Source organism: Robertmurraya sp. FSL W8-0741, assembly GCF_038004005.1.
In the GTDB taxonomy this organism is placed as follows: Bacteria; Bacillota; Bacilli; order Bacillales; family Cytobacillaceae; genus Robertmurraya; species Robertmurraya siralis.
Map to the genome: position 1 here is coordinate 3108285 of NZ_JBBOQG010000001.1, position 15411 is coordinate 3123695.

The following is a 15411-nucleotide window of genomic DNA, read 5'->3' on the forward strand; positions in this document are numbered from 1 at the left end:
AATATTCAGGACTGAAGACTTCTACCACTTCAGTCCTGTCCCTCCCTTACCCTATCGTTTTAAATTTACAAGCTCCTGCAGTATCTCATCAGATGTTGTAATAATACGCGTATTCGCTTGGAAGCTACGCTGGGCAACGATCATTTCTGTAAATTCCTCTGACAGGTCTACGTTTGACATCTCTAAGGCGCCTGATACCAATGAACCTCTTCCATCACCCGCTGCACCGATATTAGCAGCACCTGAGTTAATGGATTCCTGAAAGAGATTGTTTCCTGCTTTCGTAAGACCTGATGTATTGCTAAATTTAGCTAATGCCAAGCGACCCAGTGTCACAATTTCACCGTTTGAATACACACCGCTAATATCTCCTGATGCCCCGATATTAAAGCTATCCAGCTTTCCTTCTGTATTCCCGTTCGGGTTCACAATTGCTGTTGTCGGTCCAGAATTCATCGTTAAGCCGGCAAAATTAAGGGTAAGAGCTAAATTGTCTACAGTGGTAGCAGCTTGTCCATCGATATCCAAGTTAAAGGTTACTGGTGCTGTTGGATTCGTTAAATTACCATCCGCACCAAAGGTTAATGTACCATCGCTAGTCGGGGCAGGATTTGCTTCTGGATCCTTATTAATGAAATACTCCCATCCCGTTGCCGTTCTTTTAAAATGAACATCAATGCTATGCGGATTTCCACCATTATCAATCACTCTAATCTGCTGAGTATAAACAGAATCTGTAATCGCATCTGCGGATAAATTCTCTGAAAATACGACATTGCTTGTAACCGTTGCTGGCATAACCGCATTAATATTTACCGCCACATCTCCATAAACATTTGTTAAATTGCCGTTAGCATCGTAGCGATAAGCTTGTACAGCTAAACCATCCCCGTTTACAAGTGTGCCGTTTTCATCCAAGTAGAAATTACCTGCTCTTGTGTAGTATTGGGCGTTTCCTTGTCTTACAACGAAATAGCCATCGCCATCAATTCCTACATCTAAAGAACGAGTCGTAGTTTGCAAGCTAGAGCCATCATGAATCGTATCAATCGTTGCTAAAGTGGAACCAAGTCCTATTTGTTTAGGGTTAGTCCCTCCGCGTAAATCAGTGGCTGCAGAAGCTCCAGCAACCGTTTGGCTCAGCATGTCTTTAAATGTTACGCGACTCTTTTTAAAACCATAAGTATTGACATTAGCAATATTATTACCAATGACATCAAGCTTTGTTTGCGAGTTTTTCAAACCACTAATTCCAGAGTACATTGAACGTAGCATAAATAATTCTCCTTTCAATTAAGCTGCTTCAGTCATTCCGCAGCTTTGGCTTCCTATCTAGGTCCAGCCTTTAATTATTCGAGAACAATTGTTCCATTTATATTGGTGAAAATTTGTGATGTTGCTTCCTGACGATCCATTGCTGTAATGACTGTGTTATTTTTCGCACTGACAATTAATGCCGCTTCATCTAATAAAACTAATGATTCTTTTACTCCCATTTTCTTTGCTTCACTAACCTTTGCTTCAATTTGTTTCCAGCGTCTATCATCAATGTGAATATCCCGCTGCTGCAGTCTTTCCTTTGCATGTTTGCTTAACGTTAGCTTGTTGCTATCAATGATTGCCTGCTGTAAATGCTGGGAAAACACATTCCCACTCATTGATTTCAATTTTTTCGTCTGAACAGTTTGGGGAGTAATTGGTTGAGATTTTATGGGTCTAAAATCAAATTTATCCATCAATCAACCTTCTCCTATTGAATTTTTATCATTTGCGAGGAAGTGATTGTCGTATTACTATCATCATCTAAGTGAAATTGGATTTTTCCATCCTTTATCGACACTGATTTAATCGCGGCTGTTGCTTCTTCTTTGTTGCTACTTAAATAAGTCACTGTTTTACCTATCAGCATACTCGCTTGGATCAGATCGTAATCTTTTGCTATTTGTTCATTAAATTGTGAAATATTACCCGGTTCTAGCTTTGTTCCATCTTCTAAAATAAAGTACACATTGCCTTCCTTAAATTGAAGAGAAACTACTTTCCCCGTTCCTTCTAATATCTTGATTTCACCGTTTGCATTCTCTTCAAGTTTATGCCAAGTAATTTCTTTTCCTATAAATTGCCCATAAGAGATAAGGTTGCTCTCTTCTTGCGCATTTGCAACTTTTTGCATCAGTGAATTCATATTTGTCATTTGCTCCAATGAAGAAAACTGAGCCATCTGAGCAATGAATTCACGATCCTGCATTGGATTTGTTGGATCCTGATTTTGCAACTGGGTAATCAGCAATTTTAAGAAATCGTCTTTTCCCAATGTGTTGGAACCAGTTTTTTTCTGTTCATTTTTATAATTGGAATAGAGTAAAGAAGGTGCAATAGTATTTGACATATTTTTAACCTGCCTATACTTCAGTATTTAAGAGCGCCTCTTCAAAGGAAGTCATAAAAGAAGCCTCTTCTGTCTCGTTTTTGCCTTGCTCCTGTTGTTGTCTGTTTTCCTGTCCATTTTGCTGGGACTGTTGCTCTCGTCCAATAAATCTTTCCTGCTGTTGATTCAGTGCTTGGGAGATTTCAACGCGATCGACTTGAATATTTTGCGTGCCGAATGCCTGTTTTAAGCCATTCAAATGCGTCTCCAATGTTTCCTTCGCCAATTTTGTGGTAGTCATGATTTTTGCCACCAATCCGGCGTCACGTTGAATCAATTCGATTCGCAAAGCTCCTAAATGTTCTGGGTTGAGCTTAATTAAAAGTTTTTGAGTGCCAGCGTTATTGGAAAAATTACTTCTTGCAAGGATATTTTCAAATTGCTTGATTAACTCATTTGCCCCTGTTGGTCGTTCGCCTTGTTGCAAAGACAAAGTAAGTTGCTCAGCTTTTGACACTTGATGATATTGAATCATACCATGAACTGTCTCTGCTTTAGCAGCTAAATTCTTTGATTCAAGCCCCGCTTCACCTGTTTGCTTTGCCAGTGGCTGCTTGCTGTTAAGCTCCTGGGCCACTGCCGAAAATGTTCTAATTATATACTCTTGTCTATTTAATGGCGGTTTATTTTCACTATCTGCAGAAAGGAGAAGTTCAAGTCTTTTTGTAAATTGCTGCAATAGATCTTTCAATTTCCCGTGATCTGCAGACAATTTCTGTTCACCAGCAAGAAGTTCAAACATTTTTACAGTCTTAAGTATTTGAGCCATATCACCGCTTAATGAATTTCGCAACTCCTCTGACGTCATCGCATTCAATTGCCCTAAAACCGCTACTAAGTCCTCGATTCTCATAGCATTGGTCCCAAGAGACGCAACATCAATTCTCTCAGCCAACTGCGCAAGTGATAAATTTGGCAACAATACTTCTTCAATTAACTGAAATAATTCATCTTCGTGATGAACGGAAAGTGATTGATTCAACATGAGCAAACCCTCATCCAAATCAAGTACATCCTCGGTTTGCAAAAAAGCAATCAAATCCAGCAATTCTTCCTTCGAAAAAGATTGTAATAGCTTGTTCGCAGCAGCGACCGAATCATCTGCCAAATTTGGCTCTTGCAAAAATGTCCCAACAAGTCCTTTAAAGCCAGTGACATTTTTAAAATTGCCTGCTTTCTGCGAAGATGAGGAAGAACTTAATATATTAACAGCTCCGATCTCCATCATTTCACCTCCTTTCGATCAATAAAATTGCTACTCATTAGTTAATAATTCCGTATACTTCGCCGCCTCCTCTGGAGATAAATTCTCCAATATAGCAGCTAAATTATCTGACTTAATATTTGATAAAATTTGCATTGCTTCTTGTTCTTGCATCTGTGAAATAATTGGGGCAGCTTTTTTCGCTGACATCGTTTCATAAGTCTTCACAATATCCTGAAAAGCACGTTTATTTTCTTCTTGAATCGCCAGAAGGTCGTCTATTTGCAGTTGAAGTTGTTCAATTTCTAGTTTATTTCGCTCAATTTCAGTATCTTTTCCTTCTAGCTCCTGCTGCAATTTTTCAATTTGTGCTTCTTTATCTTTAATTATCCCTTCAAGCTCAATGGTATCTGCTTCTAAATCTTCCATCGTTTTGCTTGGCTCCTCTTCCATCATTTGCGATAGAAAAGGGATCTTTTGACTGTATTCCTGAGCTTTTTCAAAAACATTAATGCCGGCAACTGAGAAAACAATTAATAGAACGACAATTAAAAATAATACTGGGATAACTCCGGTGTAAAGAAACCATTGGAATTTATTCGCTTTTTTTTCTTCTACTTCTTCTGCTATTTTTGCCATCAAATCACCTAACTTCCTCGGTTCATATAAAGCTGAATCGAGATATCATCCATTTGTTTATTCTCAATTGTTTTTAAGGAATTGAGGAAATGCTCAAAATCCTTTTCGCGAATTTTTTCAAATTTCTTTACTTCTATATTTTTTTCCATCAGTTTTTCCTGAAATAAATTCATTCGATTTCGGGCATTAATAACCATTTTTTGATAGTGGTTAATTGTCTTTTCTAAATTTCCAATAAATTGCTGGTGATGGCGGATTTCGACAATCGATAGACCGTTCTTAAGCTCTGCAGATTGAAAAGCCTCCAAATCTTCTTTTTTCCGTAATAATTCGTATAACTTTTCAGCGACTTCTTCAAATTTTTTTACTGCATCCTGATAAGTAAAGAGAGCCTCATCTTTCTCCCTTTCCTTCAAGGCTAATACTCTAGCAAACTTATATTGATAAGTCATCGGATATTCTCACCTTTTCCCATTAACTCATATAGAGCATTTAAGCTATCATGAAACGATGCCTTCTCATTCGTTTCCTGTTTTAAAAAGCTAATAATGTCTGGATACAAACGAATAGCTTCATCAATTTGTTTAGATGAACCTTTTTTATAAGCCCCAATATTAATTAGGTCTTCAGAATTAATATAAGTGCTTAAAAGTTCTCTAAGCTTTTCAGCTGATTTACGATGTTCTTCAGGAACAACATTGTTCATAACTCGACTTACACTTTTCAAAACGTTAATGGCAGGATACTGCCCTTTATTAGCCAGCTCTCGATCCAGGACAAAATGTCCATCAAGAATTCCGCGAACTGTATCAGCAATAGGCTCATTCATATCATCACCATCTACTAAAACGGTGTAGAAAGCCGTGATTGAGCCTAACATATTAGTACCGGTTCTTTCCAAAAGCTTTGGAAGTATCGCAAAAACAGATGGTGTATACCCTTTCGTTGTAGGCGGCTCACCAATCGCCAAACCGACTTCTCTCTGCGCCATTGCAACCCTCGTAACTGAATCCATCATCAGCATCACATTCAAACCGCGATCGCGAAAATACTCTGCAATAGCTGTTGCTGTGAATGCCCCTTTAATTCTCATTAATGCTGGTTGGTCAGAAGTGGCCACAATGACGATTGAACGCGCTAAGCCTTCTGGTCCCAGATCTCGTTCAATAAATTCTCGTACCTCGCGACCACGCTCTCCAATAAGTGCAATAACATTTAAATCAGCTTTCGTATTTCTGGCAATCATCCCCAGCAACGTACTCTTTCCGACTCCGCTACCGGCAAAGATCCCAACCCTTTGCCCCGTACCTACTGTTAATAGCGAATCAATCATACGAACACCGACTTCGATAGATTCAGAGATAGGAGGTCGTTTTAATGGATTGGGTGGCTGCTGCTCAGTCAATACAGGGGTCAATCCTTTTGGCAGTTCTTCTTCATCTAGCGGCTTTCCAAGCGAATCAAGAACACTGCCTATTAAACCTGGACCAATCTTAATTTCAAGAGGTTTATGGCTTGCTTCCACTAAACTTCCTGGAGAGATGTCATTAACCGTTGTATAGGGCATCAAAATAATGTTCTCATCTTTAAAGCCCACTACTTCAGCTTTAATTTTCCTTTTGTGTTTATGGCCGACATGAATATAGCAAACATCGCCAATCGAGCTTTCTGGACCCTGTGACTCAATCATCAGACCTACTACTCGCTTAACTCTACCGTAATGTTTATATGTATCTATCTGGTCAATTTGCTCTAATAAGTCAGCTAATTTCACATTATTCACTCTCCAGCAATTCGAATAACTTTGCTTTAATTTCCAAAAGCTGTTGATCTACACTTGCATCAATTCTTCCATTAGCTGATTCGATAATGCAGCTAAGCTCTGTTAAGTCTCCGTCTGGATAAATATAAAGTTCAGTTTCCTTCGGGAAAATTTTAATTAAATCTTCTTTTTGAGACAAGAGAAGCTCATAGTGTGCTGGGTGTACGTGCAATTGTATTTCACGATATTCCCTTGCTTCTTTCAGAGCCCGTTTCACAATACTTAGAAAATGGTCTGACTGCCCTTCGAGATGCTGACCAAGAATCCGTTCAGCCACTTTTAACGCAATGGCTAAAATAATTGGTTCAGATTCTTCAATCGTTCGATGATAATCTGTTTTGGAAAGGTTAACGGTTTCTCTGGCCTGTTCAATCAGCTCATGCATCTGCTGATAACCTTCTTCTTTACCTTGTAAAAAACCAGCCTCATAACCACTTTCCTGTGCTTGATTCGTTAATCTTACGACCTCTTCATCCCAATTGTTTCTTTCTTCCTGCAATTGAGCCTGCACTTGTTCTTGGAAAGCTCTAGCCTCTGCAACGATCCTGTTTGCCTCTTCCTTCGCTTCGTTCAAAATTTCTTTTTGCTGCATGGAGATTTCAATATCAGCCGCTTCAACGTCAACCTCTTCGTTTTCTACTTTAAAGCTTCGAATGGAAATCACTTTATTTTCCTGCTCTTCAACCTTAGACCAGCCAGATTTGATAAGCCTAGACAATGATATCATCTCCTCCGCCACGAGCGACGACGATCTCACCAGCTTCTTCTAGACGGCGAATGATTGCAACAATTCTTGATTGAGCTTCCTCAACGTCTCGAAGACGAACAGGCCCCATATATTCCATTTCATCTTTGAAGGTTTCGACCATTCGCGTTGACATGTTTTTATAAACAATGTTTTTCACTTCATCACTAGAAACTTTTAATGAAAGCATTAGATCCTCATTTTCACAATCACGAATAACTCTTTGAATAGCCCGATTATCAAGAGTAACAATGTCCTCAAATACAAACATCCGTTTCTTGATTTCCTCTGCCAACTCTGGATCCTGGATTTCCAATGCGTCTAAAATCGTTCTTTCCGTTGCTCTGTCTACCCCGTTAAGCACTTCAACCACGGCTTCGACCCCACCTGTTTGCGTATAGTCTTGGGTGACGGTTGAAGAGAGTTTCCGTTCCAAAATTTGCTCAACTTCATTAATGATTTCAGGTGATGTACTATCCATAACCGCAATCCTTCTCGCCACATCTGCCTGCATTTCCTGTGGTAGCTCTGACAGTATCTGCCCAGCTTGAGTAGCATCTAAATACGATAAAATCAAGGCGATCGTTTGCGGATGTTCATTTTGAATAAAATTGAGAATTTGCGCTGGATCAGCTTTTCTAGCAAAATCAAATGGTCGCACCTGCAAAGAAGAAGTTAATCTATTTATAATGACCGACGCCTGTTCAGAACCTAACGCTTTTTCAAGGACTGTTTTTGCATAGCCAATTCCACCTTGAGAAATATAATCCTGCGCCAGTGCAATGTTGTGAAATTCCTCCATGATCTCCTCTTTTGCTTGAGAGTCCACCTTTTTAACGGAGGAAATTTCCAATGTTAGTTTTTCAATTTCTTCTTCACTTAAATGCTTATATACAGACGCAGATACATCAGGGCCAAGTGATATGAGAAGAATGGCTGCTTTTTGTTTTCCTGTTAATTCTTTTTGCTCTCTAATTGCCAACTTTCAAACCTCCTAGTCTTCCGAGATCCACGTCCTTAATAGTTTCGCAAAGTCTTCTGGATTTTCTTTTGCCATTTTTTCTAGCTGCTTTCTTCTTAAGCTTCCTTCAGTTTCCTGTTCCTCATTTACATCAGGAATTTGAACTTGTGATTCTTCTTCAAATTCTTCCATCTCTTCTTCCTCACGCTTTTTACGCGCTCTTACGAATAGGAAGATTAGAAGAATAATAATTAAAAGTAACACTCCACCTAGCACATAAACCCACCAAGGGATCGCACTTTGTGGTTCTGTATTAAACTGTAGCTTGCCGTTAAATGGTTGTACGGAAACAACTACCTTGTCTTGGATGTCTTCATCCGTTAATTCTCCTTCAATTGTATCTTTATTAATTGTCGTTCTAACAATTGTACTTAACATCCTTGTGATATCGTCTACCCTCTCCTGCGGAAGTGAAGATTCATCATCTGCAATCGGAGGTTCAACCATTACTTGGATTCCTAAGTCTCTTATTTTATACGGACTTTCAATAATTTCTCTTCGGATCTTATTTACTTCATTATTAATCGTCTCTTCAATTCTTTCATAATCGCCATTTCCATATGCTCCCTCTTGATATGTACCGCCAAGGGTGTCGGCAGGGTCTTCACCTGCAGGAACACCACCCGCTCCAGCGCCATTACCAGTAAAAGTCTCAGTAATTTTTTGAGCACTTAAAGCGATTCCTTCCATGTTTTCTTCATCAACAGGTGTAACAAGATTTTCTTCACGATTTTCTTTTGTAAAATCGATGTCAGCAGTTACCGAAACAACCACTTTATCTTGACCCATTAACGTGCCAAGCATGCTTTGTACTTGGCGTTGCACATCACGTTCAATTTCTTTTTTAATTTCATTTTGTGCAGTGAATGTGTCACCTGAAGAATTTTCATTATTTTTTAGATCAAAGTACTCAAAATTTTGGTTCGAAATGACGATATTATCTGTAGGAAGATTTGGTACACTTTTTGAAACAAGATGGTACAAAGCATTGATTTGCTTTTCTTCAAATTGATAACCTGGAACTGTATTCAAAATAATCGCAGCCGTAGCCTCTTCATTTGCATCATTTACAAAGATCCCTTGTGTTGGAAGAGTAATCATCACTCTCGCATCTCTGACCCCTTCAACACCTTTAATTAAATTGGCTAACTCAGTTTGCATGGCGTCGAGCTTCATGACATTAAACTCATTATCCGTCATGCCAAATCCGGCATTTTGGCTAAAGAAGGAATAATCAATTCCACCTGTTTTTGGCAAACCTTCTGCTGCTAACTCCACTTTAAGAGAATCTGCCTGTTCCTGTGGAACACTAATTGTTGTTCCACCATCAGAGATTTCATACTTTATACCTTTACCGTCTAGATTTTCTTTAATGGTTCCAATTTCTGTTAAAGATAAATCTTTATATAAAGGAACCATATTTGTTCTTGTTGTAAAAAAAATGACCAAAGAAAGAATAATGACACCTAACAGAATAGATCCGATAATGATCATTTTGTATTGTTTAGAACGGCCATTCCAGTATTCTTTTAATTTGTTAATATATTTCTGAAACGAATCTGTCATTCTTATCCCCCGGCTATTCTGTCTAATTATCGAGAGGGCATAACCCCCTCAACTACTAAACTTGCATTCTCATAACTTCTTGATACGCTTCAATAACTTTGTTACGAATTTCCATTGTTGCTTGTAGTGTTATACTTGCTTTTTGGCTTGCAATCATCACTTGGTGTAAATCAACGTTTTCTCCCCGTACAAGCTTTTCAGTCATAACATCTGATTGTACTTGGGCTTCATTGACTTTTTCAATTGATTGCTTAAGTACGGACGCAAAACTCTTCTGTGCCTCGTATGGTGTAACTGGAGAGGTTTTCACCTCATTGGTGACTGGAAGTACGCTCGACACATTCGGAAACGATATATTATTCATTTAAGAAGGCTCCTTTTATTTCCCTATTTCTAAAGCTTTCATCAGCATACCCTTTGAGGCATTCAACACTGTTACATTTGCTTCATAAGAACGGGTTGCACTAATCAGGTCAACCATCTCCCTTAACGGATCAACATTCGGCATCTGCACATAGCCAAATTCATCGGCATCGGGATGTTCAGGATCATATACTTCTTTGAAAGGGGAATCATCCTCGACAATCCTTGAAACTTTCACTCCATTTCCAGCTTCATTTTTATTCATTGCAACATTCAAAAATGAAGAAAAACCGCCTTCTTTCGGTTGAAGAACAACTGATTTACGACGATATGGAACCCATTCACCATTTATCTGAGTTGCTCTTGTAGAATCAACATTGGCCATATTCGATGAGATGACATCCATTCGCAGCCTTTGAGAGGTCAGCGCAGAAGCAGAAGTGTTTATACTATGAAAGATGGACATGATTACTTACCTCCTTTTATTACCGATTGCAAAGACTGAAACTTTCCGCTAATTCTTTCTGTTAATGCATTGTAATAGATTTGATTTGTAGCTAAATCTGCCATTTCCTTATCAACATCCACGTTATTACCATTATTGTTATACGAAGTACGATTATTAGTTCTAATCATTACGTTTGACGAATCTTCTCCATGAAAATTAAAATGTCTGATATCCGTCCGCTTTGCTGTCATTGAAGCATTTTGTGCATCATTTAACGCAGATTTAAAGCTAGCTTCTTTAGCTTTATAATTAGGAGTGTCAGCATTTGAGATATTTTGAGCAATTACCTTTTGCTTTGTAGAAGAATAGTTTAAAGCACTCTCTAGTGTTGAAATCGTATTTGAAAACAGCTTCAATTTTTCTCACCACCATTATTATACTTAATCCGTGTTAAGGGATTTTGTTGAAGATTGTAATATTTAGAAGAATAATGTAATACATACTTAATTGTAATGAATAAGAAATAATATGTCTATGCAATAATCGTTAAAAAAAATGGGATATAGGACCTGTTTTCATTCATTTTGCATTGGGACTATATTATTTAAATCGTAAAAAGCTGATACTTTAGAATCATTATCATTATCCTTGATTATGACACATTTGCTACAAAAAGTGGGAGTTTTTTTAACAAAAATCGACTTTTTTCGCATAAAATGTTCAACAAATCGTTGTGTTAATATATTTATTAATTATGCATAAAAATGTAAACGTATTCATTTCTAAAAAATACAATTTTTCCGTGACTAAATTCATTAATAAGTAGCATTGTTCAACTGCTCCACAATTTTAATTTCCGGACTTAATTTTTACATGTGCTTTACAAACATTAGCTTTCTGAATGAATTGTATTAAAAAGAGGGAAGCTTTTGACTATACTCATTCCAAAACCACGGTCAGGAATAAAAGTATGAAGAGGCCTTTTAAAACATTTAACGTTTCCAAATCCGGGCATTTCCGCTCCATGTACCTGTTTTCCGAAAAGCAATCGATTAAAGAAAAAGAGTGTAGACAAACTCGAAAATTCTCGAGTTTGTCTACACTCCGAAACAAAAAAAGATTTTTTGATGCAGCTTCTGTACTTAATTAATTTGCTCTAAGCTTATCAAGCTCAACGAGGAACTTGTCATTTAACACTTTAATATACGTTCCCTTCATTCCTAGTGAACGAGATTCAATTACTCCAGCACTTTCAAGTTTGCGAAGCGCATTGACAATTACTGAACGAGTGATTCCAACGCGGTCAGCAATTTTAGAAGCAACTAACAAACCTTCTTGCCCGTTTAGTTCTTCAAATATATGTTCAATTGCTTCCAGTTCACTATACGAAAGTGAGCTGATCGCCATTTGCACAACCGCTTTACTGCGAGCTTCTTCTTCAATTTCTTCCGCTTTTTCACGAAGAATTTCCATTCCTACAACTGTTGCTCCGTATTCCCCTAGAATAAGATCGTCATCATGGAATTGCTCCTGTAATCTAGCTAAAATTAATGTTCCCAGTCTTTCTCCACCGCCAATAATCGGCACAATTGTCGTCAAACCATTTTGAAATAATTCTTTATTCTCAACTGGGAAAGCAGTGTACTCACTATCAATATCAAGATTTGACGAGGTTTCTTTAATATTGAACAGATTGTTTGTATATTCTTCTGGGAACTGACGATCCTCAAGCATTTTAATCATACGATCGTTTTCAATTTTTTGATTAACTGCAAAGCCTAGCAATTTTCCTCGTCTGCTAACGATGAAGATATTCGCTTCAATCACTTCGCTTAAAGTTTCTGACATTTCCTTGAAGTTAACAGGCTTACCTGCAGCTTTTTGTAATAAAGCGTTAATTTTTCTTGTTTTTGTTAATAAATCCATTATTCTTCCTCCTATTTCCTTACAACCCTTGTTGCTTCGATTATTTTATTATTTTTTAAGATCAATTACAAAATATGTTGAAACTTAAACTAGGGGCAATTTGAACCCATTCTGGAGCCACTGTTTATAAAGAAGCTCCTATAAAATAAATTGACTTAAATCTTTATTTTTGGAAATAGCGCCTAACTTTTCTTCGACATATTGCGGTGTAATTGTAACTTTTTCCATTGTTATGTCTGGAGCCTCAAATGATAGATCCTCCAGTAACTTTTCAAGAATGGTGTGAAGTCTTCTCGCTCCAATATTGTCCGTATTTTGATTCACTTCAAATGCTACTTCCGCTATCTTACGAATAGCATCGTCAGAAAATTCAATTTGTATACCTTCCGTTTCTAACAATGCTTCATATTGTTTAATCAAGGCGTTATCTGGCTCAATTAAAATTTTAAAGAAATCATCAACCGTTAATTTCGTTAATTCAACACGAATTGGAAAGCGCCCTTGAAGCTCAGGAATCAAATCAGATGGTTTGGCAATATGGAATGCTCCAGCAGCCATGAATAAAATATGGTCCGTTTTAACTGAACCGTATTTGGTTACTACAGTAGAACCCTCAACAACAGGGAGGATGTCACGCTGTACACCTTCACGAGAGACATCTGCTGAAGAACCACCTTGATTCTTACTAGCAATCTTATCAATTTCATCAATAAAAATAATCCCTGATTGCTCTGCTCTAAGTACAGCCTCTTGTGTAACCTCATCCATATCAATTAACTTTTGAGCTTCTTCATTCGTTAAAACCTTTCTTGCCTCTTTCACAGTAAGTTTACGCTTTTTTCGTTTTTTAGGCATCAGACCACTTAAAGCATCTTGCATATTCATGCCCATTTGCTCCATGCCAGAGCCTTGGAGCATATCAAACATTGAAGGTTGTTGTTCTTCGACCTCCACCGTTACGATTTCGTTTTCTAAATCACCCATTGCTAATTTTTCTCTAACAATTTTTCTTTTTTCCTGAATGTTTGTTTCCTCTGTTGGATTTGGTTCCGGCTCTTGTTCAGACGAGCCTCCACCAAATAACATTTCAAGCGGATTTTTATAGTTGCTAGACTTTTTCGCTGATGGCACTAGTAAATCGACAAGTCTTCTATTCGCATTTTCTTCAGCCCGCTCTTTAACGCTTAACATTTTTTCTTCTTTCACAAGTCTGACAGACGTTTCAACTAAATCCCTGACCATCGATTCAACATCACGGCCTACGTAGCCAACCTCAGTAAACTTCGTTGCTTCCACCTTAACAAAGGGTGCCGAAACGAGCTTTGCCATTCGCCTAGCGATTTCCGTCTTACCAACCCCTGTTGGTCCAATCATTAAAATATTTTTCGGGTTGATTTCATCCCGTAGTTTTTCATCGAGCAAACTGCGGCGATAGCGGTTTCTTAAAGCGACAGCGACAGCTTTTTTAGCATCTTTTTGACCGACTATGTATTGATCCAAACGTTCTACAATTTGCCGTGGAGTTAAGTTTTTTTCTTTTGACACGTCTACATTCCTCCTAGCTCTTCAACAATTATATTTTCGTTCGTATAAACACATATCTCAGCAGCGATTTGGAGGGCAGCTTGAGCAATCTCCCTGGCAGTTAAATGTTCACCAGCGTAGCGCTTAAGGGATCTTCCAGCGGATAATGCGTAATTCCCTCCTGAACCAATGGCTAAGACTCCATCATCCGGTTCAATCACCTCTCCGGTCCCAGATACTAGCAGAATGCTTTCCTCATTCATCACAATCAGCATTGCTTCTAATCTCCGTAATACTTTATCGCTCCTCCACTGCTTCGCAAGCTCAACAGCTGCTCTTTGAAGATTTCCATTATATTCTTCTAGCTTGCTTTCAAACATCTCGAAAAGGGTAAAGGCGTCAGCAACCGAGCCGGCAAATCCCGCTAACACTTTGCCATTAAACAACTTTCTAACTTTCCTTGCTGTGTGCTTCATTACAACTGCATTGCCGAATGTAACTTGACCATCTCCCGCCATCGCACACTTGCCTTTATGTTGTACTGCGAAAATCGTGGTCGCATGAAATTGATTCATACAGATTCCTCCTATTTGGGTGTTTCATGCCCTCGGATGATGCTCCATATACGTCTTTTTCAAATAATCCTTTGTCACATGTGTATAGATTTGCGTTGATGATAAATTCTCATGACCAAGTAATTCCTGAACCGTCCTCATATCTGCCCCATTATTTAATAGATGGGTTGCAAATGAATGTCTCAACTTATGAGGGTGTATTTTCGAGTTTAATGATGATTGCTCAACAATTTTATTTAAAACCGTTCTCAACCCTCGAGTCGTTAGCGGTCCACCGCGAAAGTTAACAAGTAAAACATCATGTGACTGTTTATTTTGCTGCATAATCGCTTTACGTCCCTCTGTTATGTAGCGCTCCAAGGCCACTTCTGCAAAACTGCCAAAAGGAACGTAACGATCCTTTCTCCCTTTTCCATGTACCAGCAGCGTGGACAGTTCCATATCTATGTCCTGCAAGTGAATACTACAGCATTCACTTACCCTTATTCCGGTTGCGTAAAGTAACTCCAGTATTGCTCGATTTCTCTGACCAATTGGATCGCTAATGTCACAAGCTTGAAAAAGGATTGCCAATTCCTCTTCGTAAAAGAAATTCGGGAGCCTTTTGTCAACTTTTGGGATCGAAACCCCTGCAAATGGATTTTGGGAAGCTAACTTTTCTCTTAGCAAGAATTTATAGAAACTCCGCAGGCTTGAAATCTTTCTAGCAACAGACTTTCTTGATAATTTTTGATTGAATAATTTTGTCAGAAATAACCGAACATCCGAATACTCGACCTGCTCGAACTCCGTTATAGATTGTTCAGACATGAACAATCTAAAGTCTAATAGATCCCCATGATAATACTCGATCGTGTACTGGGAATAGTTCTTTTCAACTTGCAAGTATTGTAAAAACAGCCTTGTGACCACTTCGTCTTTACCCAACTTTATTCACCTCACAGGGCATAGCTATTCAATATTACCATACTAAATTTCCGTACGCAAGATAATTTACAAATTTTTCACAAAGTTCTGAATTATCCTTCGTAATTCTAAACAACATTCTTGCTTTTCTTTATTTTGTGATTCCTCCTGCATTTTATAATACGTTTGATAAATAATAAAGTTTCAAGTACTTTCCGAAAGTTTTTTTTGCAAAACTAGGCAT

At 38.1% G+C, this 15411-nt stretch carries 17 protein-coding genes; all 17 read right to left on the reverse strand.

Features of this window, described 5'->3' with window-relative positions; translation table 11 throughout:
* Positions 1 to 51: 51 nt before the first annotated feature.
* The 17 genes from NST02_RS15060 to xerC all read right to left on the reverse strand — a co-directional run bounded on the left by NST02_RS15060 (position 52) and on the right by xerC (position 15188).
* Positions 52 to 1275: a flagellar hook protein FlgE gene (locus tag NST02_RS15060; protein ID WP_340949232.1), complete on the reverse strand. Its 1224-nt coding sequence runs from the start codon at positions 1273 to 1275 to the stop codon at positions 52 to 54.
* Positions 1276 to 1349: 74 nt separating this feature from the next.
* Positions 1350 to 1736 (reverse strand): TIGR02530 family flagellar biosynthesis protein, encoded by a 387-nt coding sequence (locus NST02_RS15065; RefSeq protein ID WP_095308070.1) that lies wholly within the window; start codon positions 1734 to 1736, stop codon positions 1350 to 1352.
* A gap of 14 nt (positions 1737 to 1750) precedes the next feature.
* Complete coding sequence (flgD, locus tag NST02_RS15070) at positions 1751 to 2389, reverse strand: flagellar hook assembly protein FlgD (RefSeq protein WP_095308068.1); 639 nt, start codon at positions 2387 to 2389, stop codon at positions 1751 to 1753.
* A gap of 13 nt (positions 2390 to 2402) precedes the next feature.
* On the reverse strand, positions 2403 to 3656 hold the full coding sequence (locus NST02_RS15075; RefSeq protein ID WP_340949233.1) for a flagellar hook-length control protein FliK: 1254 nt from the start codon (positions 3654 to 3656) through the stop codon (positions 2403 to 2405).
* Positions 3657 to 3683: 27 nt separating this feature from the next.
* On the reverse strand, positions 3684 to 4271 hold the full coding sequence (locus NST02_RS15080) for a MotE family protein (protein ID WP_095308064.1): 588 nt from the start codon (positions 4269 to 4271) through the stop codon (positions 3684 to 3686).
* An 8-nt stretch (positions 4272 to 4279) separates the two neighbouring features.
* The gene (gene fliJ, locus NST02_RS15085) at positions 4280 to 4723 is read right to left on the reverse strand and encodes a flagellar export protein FliJ (protein ID WP_095308062.1); all 444 of its coding nucleotides are present in this window, start codon (positions 4721 to 4723) and stop codon (positions 4280 to 4282) included.
* Positions 4720 to 6045, reverse strand: coding sequence for a flagellar protein export ATPase FliI (gene fliI / locus NST02_RS15090; RefSeq protein WP_095308059.1), 1326 nt, complete (start codon positions 6043 to 6045; stop codon positions 4720 to 4722). Before fliI ends, fliJ begins: the two co-directional genes overlap by 4 nt.
* Position 6046: 1 nt before the next feature.
* Positions 6047 to 6820: a flagellar assembly protein FliH gene (fliH, locus tag NST02_RS15095; RefSeq protein WP_235879390.1), complete on the reverse strand. Its 774-nt coding sequence runs from the start codon at positions 6818 to 6820 to the stop codon at positions 6047 to 6049.
* Complete coding sequence (gene fliG / locus NST02_RS15100; RefSeq protein ID WP_095308055.1) at positions 6804 to 7820, reverse strand: flagellar motor switch protein FliG; 1017 nt, start codon at positions 7818 to 7820, stop codon at positions 6804 to 6806. The genes fliH and fliG overlap by 17 nt, the downstream gene beginning before the upstream one ends.
* A 12-nt stretch (positions 7821 to 7832) precedes the next feature.
* On the reverse strand, positions 7833 to 9425 hold the full coding sequence (gene fliF / locus NST02_RS15105; RefSeq protein ID WP_095308053.1) for a flagellar basal-body MS-ring/collar protein FliF: 1593 nt from the start codon (positions 9423 to 9425) through the stop codon (positions 7833 to 7835).
* Between the two features lie 55 nt (positions 9426 to 9480).
* Positions 9481 to 9789, reverse strand: coding sequence for a flagellar hook-basal body complex protein FliE (fliE, locus tag NST02_RS15110; protein ID WP_340949235.1), 309 nt, complete (start codon positions 9787 to 9789; stop codon positions 9481 to 9483).
* A gap of 15 nt (positions 9790 to 9804) precedes the next feature.
* Positions 9805 to 10254, reverse strand: a complete 450-nt coding sequence (gene flgC / locus NST02_RS15115) for a flagellar basal body rod protein FlgC (RefSeq protein ID WP_095308050.1) — start codon at positions 10252 to 10254, stop codon at positions 9805 to 9807.
* 2 nt (positions 10255 to 10256) lie between these two features.
* Positions 10257 to 10652 carry a flagellar basal body rod protein FlgB gene (gene flgB / locus NST02_RS15120; RefSeq protein ID WP_095308048.1) on the reverse strand — a complete coding sequence of 132 codons (396 nt, stop codon included), beginning with the start codon at positions 10650 to 10652 and terminating at the stop codon, positions 10257 to 10259.
* A gap of 730 nt (positions 10653 to 11382) precedes the next feature.
* Entirely contained in the window at positions 11383 to 12162 is a 780-nt protein-coding gene (gene codY, locus NST02_RS15125; RefSeq protein ID WP_095308046.1) for a GTP-sensing pleiotropic transcriptional regulator CodY, read from the reverse strand.
* Between the two features lie 138 nt (positions 12163 to 12300).
* Entirely contained in the window at positions 12301 to 13707 is a 1407-nt protein-coding gene (gene hslU / locus NST02_RS15130) for an HslU--HslV peptidase ATPase subunit (RefSeq protein WP_095308044.1), read from the reverse strand.
* Between the two features lie 2 nt (positions 13708 to 13709).
* On the reverse strand, positions 13710 to 14261 hold the full coding sequence (gene hslV, locus NST02_RS15135) for an ATP-dependent protease subunit HslV (protein WP_095308042.1): 552 nt from the start codon (positions 14259 to 14261) through the stop codon (positions 13710 to 13712).
* Positions 14262 to 14285: 24 nt separating this feature from the next.
* The gene (xerC, locus tag NST02_RS15140; protein ID WP_095308040.1) at positions 14286 to 15188 is read right to left on the reverse strand and encodes a tyrosine recombinase XerC; all 903 of its coding nucleotides are present in this window, start codon (positions 15186 to 15188) and stop codon (positions 14286 to 14288) included.
* Positions 15189 to 15411 lie beyond the last annotated feature (223 nt).

Coding starts and splice junctions, on each gene's coding strand:
- NST02_RS15060 (WP_340949232.1), bottom strand. CDS start 1,275: ATGCTACGTTCAATGTACTCTGGAATTAGTGGTTTGAAAAACTCGCAA.
- NST02_RS15065 (WP_095308070.1), bottom strand. CDS start 1,736: ATGGATAAATTTGATTTTAGACCCATAAAATCTCAACCAATTACTCCC.
- flgD (WP_095308068.1), bottom strand. CDS start 2,389: ATGTCAAATACTATTGCACCTTCTTTACTCTATTCCAATTATAAAAAT.
- NST02_RS15075 (WP_340949233.1), bottom strand. CDS start 3,656: ATGATGGAGATCGGAGCTGTTAATATATTAAGTTCTTCCTCATCTTCG.
- NST02_RS15080 (WP_095308064.1), bottom strand. CDS start 4,271: ATGGCAAAAATAGCAGAAGAAGTAGAAGAAAAAAAAGCGAATAAATTC.
- fliJ (WP_095308062.1), bottom strand. CDS start 4,723: ATGACTTATCAATATAAGTTTGCTAGAGTATTAGCCTTGAAGGAAAGG.
- fliH (WP_235879390.1), bottom strand. CDS start 6,820: ATGATATCATTGTCTAGGCTTATCAAATCTGGCTGGTCTAAGGTTGAA.
- fliF (WP_095308053.1), bottom strand. CDS start 9,425: ATGACAGATTCGTTTCAGAAATATATTAACAAATTAAAAGAATACTGG.
- fliE (WP_340949235.1), bottom strand. CDS start 9,789: ATGAATAATATATCGTTTCCGAATGTGTCGAGCGTACTTCCAGTCACC.
- flgC (WP_095308050.1), bottom strand. CDS start 10,254: ATGTCCATCTTTCATAGTATAAACACTTCTGCTTCTGCGCTGACCTCT.
- codY (WP_095308046.1), bottom strand. CDS start 12,162: ATGGATTTATTAACAAAAACAAGAAAAATTAACGCTTTATTACAAAAA.
- hslV (WP_095308042.1), bottom strand. CDS start 14,261: ATGAATCAATTTCATGCGACCACGATTTTCGCAGTACAACATAAAGGC.